Origin of the sequence: Mesorhizobium sp. LNHC232B00 (genome assembly GCF_000502435.1) — a bacterium.
Lineage (GTDB): Bacteria > Pseudomonadota > Alphaproteobacteria > Rhizobiales > Rhizobiaceae > Mesorhizobium > Mesorhizobium opportunistum.
The window spans coordinates 290,813-297,252 of sequence record NZ_AYWP01000010.1; the positions used below are offsets into that span (position 1 = coordinate 290,813).

Genomic DNA, 6,440 nt, shown 5'->3' on the forward strand with positions numbered 1-6,440 from the left:
CGATGACGACGATCCTGCCCCGCAAAGATGTCGTGATCGTCGGCCTCGGCTGGACCGGCGCCATCCTCGCCCATGAACTCACCGATCAGGGCCTCGACGTGCTTGCCATCGAGCGCGGTCCATGGCGCGACACGGCAACCGATTTCAACATCGGCTATGCGCAGGACGAATTGCGCTACAGCGTCCGGCGCGACCTGTTCCTGCAGCCGGCCGTGGAAACCATGACGATGCGCAACGACCCGTCGCAGACGGCGTTGCCGATGCGCGATTTCGGCTCGTTCCTGCCCGGCAATGGTGTCGGCGGCGCCGGTGTCCACTGGAACGGCCACACGTGGCGGTTCTGGGATTCGGACTTTCAGATCAAGACCAACCTGACCCGGAAATACGGCGCGGCGAGGATAGCGGACCTTCAGGTCGAGGACTGGGGCGTGACCGGCGCCGAAATGGAGCCCTATTACGACCAGTTCGAATATCTGGCGGGGATCTCGGGCAAGGCCGGCAACATCAAGGGCAAGTTGCAGGAAGGCGGCAATCCATTCGAGGATCCCCGGGCTCGGGACTATCCGAACCCGCCGATGGAAATGACCTACGCACCGACCATGTTTGCCAATGCCGGCCGGTCGATCGGCCTGCACCCGTTCCCGACGCCGTCCGCCAACATGTCGCGGACCTATGTCAATCCGCTCGGCATCACGATGGGGCAATGCACCTATTGCGGTTTCTGCGAGCGTTTTGGCTGCGCCAACTATTCCAAATCGAGCGCCCAGACCACCGTCCTTCCCGTCCTGATGAAGAAGGCCAATTTCGAGGTCCGCACCGACAGCGAAGTGCTGCATGTCGATCTCGCCTCCGGCGGCAAGTCGGCGCGCGGCGTGACCTATGTCGATACGTCGGGGCAGGAATTCTTCCAGCCGGCCGATCTCGTGCTTTTGTGCGCCTACGGCCTGCACAATGCCCGCCTGATGATGCTGTCGGGTATCGGAAAGATCTACGACCCCGTCACCGGCGAAGGAACGGTCGGCCGCAATTACTGCTACCAGACAAATGCCGGCGTTCAGGTGTTCTTCGACGACAAAAATTTCAATCCGTTCATCGCCGCAGGCGCGCTCGGACAGACGATCGACGACTATAATGGCGACGCCTTCGATCACGGCGCACTCGATTTCGTCGGTGGCGCGGGCATCAACTGCATCCCCACCAATGGCCGCCCGATCGCCACCAGGCCGACGCTGCCCGGCACGCCGAAATGGGGCAGCGCCTGGAAGAAGGCCACCGTCGCAGGCTACAAGAGCACGCTCGGCTTCTCGTCGCAGGGCAGCAGCTACGCGACGCGCACCAACTATCTCGACCTCGACCCGACCTACAAGGATCGCTTCGGCCGGCCGCTGATGCGCATGACGTTCGATTTTCCCGACAACGATATCCGCATGTCGAACTATCTCTGCGACCGGATGGAGGACATCGCCAAAGCGCTCGGCGGCAAGCAGTATAGCGTCGGCCGCCGCAAGAAGGGCTGGGACAGCGTACCCTATCAGAGCACCCACAACACGGGCGGCGCCATCATGGGCACGGACCCCAGGAAAAGTGCCGTCAATACCTTCCTGCAGAGCTGGGATGTGCCCAACGTCTTCGTCATCGGCGCGTCGGCCTTTCCGCAAAATGCCGGCAAGAACCCGACAGGAACGGTCGGCGCGCTGGCCTTCCGGGCCGCCGATGCCATCCGCAACCAGTATCTGCGCAATCCCGGCGCACCGCTGGTGCAAGCGTGAGAACGCTCTCTCTCACATTCGCCGCCAGCGCTGCGCTGCTCGCGATCGCCCCGGCAATGGCTGCCGACCAGGCGGACCAGATCATACGCGGCCGATACCAGGCCGTGCTCGGCGACTGCGCGGGTTGTCACACTAGACCGGGCGGCAAACCTCTGGCCGGCGGCCTGCCGCTGGAAACACCGTTCGGCGCGCTGGTGCCGCCCAACATCACACCCGATCACGAGACGGGCATCGGCAATTGGTCTGAGGCCGATTTCCGCAGCATGATGAAGACGGGCATCGGCCACGATGGCGTGCGGCTCTATCCCGCCATGCCATACCCTGCCTATACCAGGATGAACGAGCGGGACATTTCGGACCTGTGGGCGTACCTGACAACGGTCGAGCCGGTTTCGAACAAGGTCGAAGCCAATCAACTGCCATTCCCGCTGAATGTCCGGCTGGCGATGTGGGGCTGGAATCTGCTCAACTTCAGCGAGGACGGCTTCAAGCCGGATCCGTCCAAGTCGGCGGAATGGAACCGTGGCGCCTATATCGTGCAGGGGGCAGGCCACTGCGGCACCTGTCATACGCCCAAATCCTTCCTTGGAGCTGATCAGGACAGCGTTTTCCTGCAAGGCGCATCGCTGCAGGGCTGGTTCGCGCCTGATATCACCAACAATGCTCAATCCGGCCTCGGGAAATGGTCGGAGGACGATGTAGTCGCCTACCTCAGGACCGGCGTCAGCGCGCATTCGATCGCGTCCGGCCCGATGGCGGAGGCGGTTGAAAACTCGACCTCGAAGATGACGGAACCCGACCTCAAGGCGGTCGCCGTCTATCTCAAGAGCCTGGGTTCGGATGCTGGCAATGCGTCGGCGCCAAAACCGGATGAAGCGAGGATGGCCGCGGGCGAGGCGATCTACCACGACAATTGTTCGGCCTGCCATGGTGGCGATGGTGTCGGGGCCGGGGCGCTCTTCCCGACGCTTGTCGGCAATTCGATCGTCGCGCAGGGCAATCCTGAAACGCTTGCCCGGGTCGTTCTCGCCGGAAGCCAGGCCGTCCACACGGCCGGCGCGCCGACGACGCCCGCCATGCCTTCGCTGGCATGGCGCCTGAAGGATCAGGAAATCGCCGACGTGTTGACCTATGTGCGCGGCAGCTGGGGCAATTCCGCTCCGGCCGTCTCATCCGACGACATCGCGGCGGTGCGCAAGGAATTGGTGCAGTAGCGGCTGTAAGCGGCCAGAGCGAACCTATGCGGGGCGGTTCGGCACCCTGGAGCGGTTAAGTATCGCCGTCTTTCGCCCGCTGTATTCGGCGAGCGCGATGCCGCCAAGCACGAGCACGAGTGCCAGCGCCTGATAGAGTTGGAATGTCTCGCCGACGATCACCACCGACAGCAGCGTGCCGAAGATCGGCACCAGGTTGATAAACAGGCCGGCGCGGTTGGCGCCGATCAGTTCGTTGCCCCTGATGTAAGTTATCTGCGAGATGACCGAGGCGCCGATCGCGGTATAGACGATCACCGTCCAGCCGCGCGCGTCGGGCACGATGACCTTGCCGGCGGCGACCTCCCACAGGAAGAAGGGCAGCGAGGTGATGAGCGCGGCGACCGCAAGGGACAGCATCAGGCTCTGCCAACGCATCACCGGCTTCATCCGCAGCCCGACCGAATAGCCGCTGTAGAGGACGACCGCCACCAGCATGATGGCGTCGCCGAAATTAAGTTCCAATGCGAGCAGCCGGCGCGGATCGCCATGGCAGGCAGTCAGGACTACGCCGAAGATGGTCAGCACCACGCCGGCAATCTGCGCCCAGCTCACACGCAAGCGGAAGAAGATGAAATTGGCGACGATGATCAAGACCGGCATCGCCGCCTGTTCGATCGAGACATTGATCGCCGTCGTGTAGTTGAGCGCGGTGTAGAAGATGGTGTTGAACAAGGTGAAGCCGCTGGCCCCAAGTGCGGCCAGCACGAACCAATGCCGGCGCACGACAGGCCAGTCCTCCTGGATCGTACGCCAGCCGATCGGCAGCAGGATCGCTACCGCCAGCACCCAGCGCAGGAAGACCAGCGTCATCGGCGAGACGTGATCGACCGCCAGCTTGCCGGCCACCGAATTGCCACCCCACAGCAGCGTGGTGAGCAGCAGGAATATGTAAGCGCTTCGATGCATCGCGGGATTCCGGCCGTGGGATGGCCACGGTCTTGCCGGCCTATTGCCCCCGTCAGCCCAAGTAAATGATGTCAAAGCCGAAAATTGTTGTGCCTCAGGGCATTTTCGGCGGCAAAGAAAGGTCGCACTCGCGAGGTCTTGACGCTATAGAGGCCTGTCGTTTCGAACCAAATCCAAGCCGCTCGGCGGCGTCTCAAGGGAAAAGAAACATGGCCAATGTGGTGGTCGTCGGCTCGCAGTGGGGCGACGAAGGCAAGGGCAAGATCGTCGACTGGCTGTCGGAGCGCGCCGATGTCGTGGTGCGTTTCCAGGGTGGCCACAATGCCGGCCACACGCTGGTCGTCGACGGCAAGGTCTACAAGCTGTCGCTGTTGCCGTCCGGCGTCGTGCGGCAAGGCAAGCTGTCCATCATCGGCAATGGCGTGGTCTTCGATCCGCATGCTTTCGTGGCCGAAGTGGCGAAGCTCAAGGCGCAAGGCGTCGAAGTGACACCCGATCGCCTGAAAATAGCCGAAAACACGGCGCTTATCCTGTCGCTGCACCGGGAGCTGGACGGATTCCGCGAGGACGCTGCCTCAAATTCCGGAACGAAGATTGGTACGACCCGCCGTGGCATCGGCCCCGCCTACGAGGACAAGGTGGGGCGACGCGCGGTTCGGGTGATGGATCTGGCGGATTTGGAAACGCTTCCCCTGAAAGTCGACAGGCTGCTGACGCATCACAATGCGCTGCGTCGCGGGCTTGGCCATGCCGAAGTCACGCATGATGCGATCATGACGGAATTGACCTCGGTCGCCGACGAGATCCTGCCCTACATGGACCGGGTCTGGAAGATCCTCGATGACAAGCGCCGCGCCGGCGAGCGCATCCTGTTCGAGGGCGCGCAAGGCACGCTGCTCGACATCGACCACGGCACCTATCCTTTCGTCACCTCCTCAAACACGGTCGCCGGGCAGGCGGCCGCCGGCGCGGGCGTCGGTCCAGGCGCCATCGGCTATGTGCTCGGCATCACCAAGGCCTACACGACACGCGTCGGCGAGGGACCGTTCCCGACCGAACAGAAGAACGAGATCGGCGAGTTCCTCGGCACGCGCGGCCATGAATTCGGCGTCGTCACCGGGCGCAAGCGCCGCTGCGGCTGGTTCGACGCGGTGCTGGTGCGCCAGGCCGTCGCCGTCAACGGCATCAAGGGCATTGCGCTGACCAAGCTCGACGTGCTCGACGGGCTGGATGAGATCAAGGTCTGCACCGGCTACCGCCTCGACGGCGAGGCGATCGACTATCTGCCGGCGAGCCAGGGCGCGCAGGCCCGTGTCGAACCGGTCTACGAGACGCTGGAGGGGTGGAAAGGCACCACCGCCGGGGCGCGCAGCTGGAACGATCTTCCGGCCCAGGCCGTCAAATATGTCCGATACATCGAGGAGCTCATCGGCGCACCGGTAGCACTCCTCTCCACCAGTCCGGAACGGGACGATACGATACTTGTGACCGATCCGTTTCAAGACTAGTTTCTGAAGCCTTTCCGGGCATTGCGGCTGATTTGCGGGGGCCGGCGCGGAAGCAAAAATACAGGTCGACTGAAGCATGGCAGATTTCGTTGCTGTTCTGAAGAAAACGATAGACAACCTCAGCGATCAATCGCCGGAGATGCGGGCGAGGGTCTATGACAAGGCCCGCTCGACGATCGCAGCCAAGATTGCCCTGCGCGATCCGCCGCTGTCGCCGTCGGATGCCGCCAAGCAGAAGCGCGGTCTGGAAGATGCTATCTCCAGTGTCGAGCGCGACTACACCAAGAGCGTGCCGGAGACGGATCCGCTCGCCGAGCTGGAAAACATCTTTTCCTCCATCGACCGCAACAAGAACCAGCCGAACCACACACGCCAGCCGGCAAATGCGGGGCCGTCGTGGCCAGCGCCCGCAGCGGCGCCCACCGCAAGGCCGGAACCCTACCGGCCCGCGCCGCCGCCCGCCGCCAAGCCCGAGCCAAGCTGGCCGAAGCCCGCGTCGGTGCAGCCGGAATCCTTCAATCTGGCTGACAAGAACCTGCCGGGCATGGACGCGGACCAGGAACACGACCAGCCGGATGTCTTTCCCAATGATGACGAGCCGGCCACGGCCGACACCTTCCAGCGTTTGCGTCCCGCCGAGCGCAAGCGCAGCTATGGCGGGCTGATTGCCGCCGTCGTCGCCCTGCTGGTCGTTGCCGGCGGCGGCTATGGCATCTGGCTGAACAAGGATGCCTTCGGCAAGATGCTGGGCCTGGACGGCAGCAAGGTTGCCAAGACCGAGCCGGTGAAACCGGCGCCGGCCAAGCCGGCGACCGACGCGGCGACGCCGCCGGCGGCGGGCGCCGAAGCGACGAAATTCACGCAGCGGCTGACACCTGAAGGCGGCGAAACCGATCCCGGTCCGGCCGGTGGGCAAAGCGGCATAGGCGAGGGCGAATCCGTCGCCGCGCTGACGACACCGCCCACGGCAACGAACGCGCCGGCCAATGCGCCTACGCCCG

The 6,440-nt window shown here is 63.7% G+C and carries 4 protein-coding genes and 1 pseudogene; 4 read left to right on the forward strand and 1 reads right to left on the reverse strand.

The genetic code is table 11. The features are described from left to right. Positions 1–2: 2 nt before the first annotated feature. Positions 3–1,769 (forward strand): GMC family oxidoreductase, encoded by a 1,767-nt coding sequence (locus X743_RS153375; protein WP_023766152.1) that lies wholly within the window; start codon positions 3–5, stop codon positions 1,767–1,769. After that, a complete protein-coding gene (locus X743_RS153370; protein WP_023766153.1) occupies positions 1,766–2,983 on the forward strand; it encodes a cytochrome c in 1,218 nt (405 codons plus the stop codon). The genes X743_RS153375 and X743_RS153370 overlap by 4 nt, the downstream gene beginning before the upstream one ends. 24 nt (positions 2,984–3,007) lie before the next feature. On the opposite strand, the gene X743_RS153365 is transcribed toward X743_RS153370, so the two are convergent. After that, positions 3,008–3,931: a DMT family transporter gene (locus X743_RS153365; RefSeq protein WP_023766154.1), complete on the reverse strand. Its 924-nt coding sequence runs from the start codon at positions 3,929–3,931 to the stop codon at positions 3,008–3,010. 209 nt (positions 3,932–4,140) lie between these two features. On the opposite strand from X743_RS153365, the gene X743_RS153360 reads away from it, so the two are divergent. Both X743_RS153360 and X743_RS153355 read left to right on the forward strand, forming a co-directional pair. Beyond that, positions 4,141–5,439, forward strand: a complete 1,299-nt coding sequence (locus X743_RS153360) for an adenylosuccinate synthase (protein WP_023766155.1) — start codon at positions 4,141–4,143, stop codon at positions 5,437–5,439. A gap of 76 nt (positions 5,440–5,515) precedes the next feature. Continuing rightward, positions 5,516–6,440 (forward strand): annotated as a pseudogene (locus X743_RS153355) (hypothetical protein); the annotation flags it as partial.

Bases quoted from the DNA above. Each gene is read 5' to 3' on its own strand.
- X743_RS153375 (WP_023766152.1), top strand. From the start codon at position 3: ATGACGACGATCCTGCCCCGCAAAGATGTCGTGATCGTCGGCCTCGGC.
- X743_RS153365 (WP_023766154.1), bottom strand. From the start codon at position 3,931: ATGCATCGAAGCGCTTACATATTCCTGCTGCTCACCACGCTGCTGTGG.
- X743_RS153360 (WP_023766155.1), top strand. From the start codon at position 4,141: ATGGCCAATGTGGTGGTCGTCGGCTCGCAGTGGGGCGACGAAGGCAAG.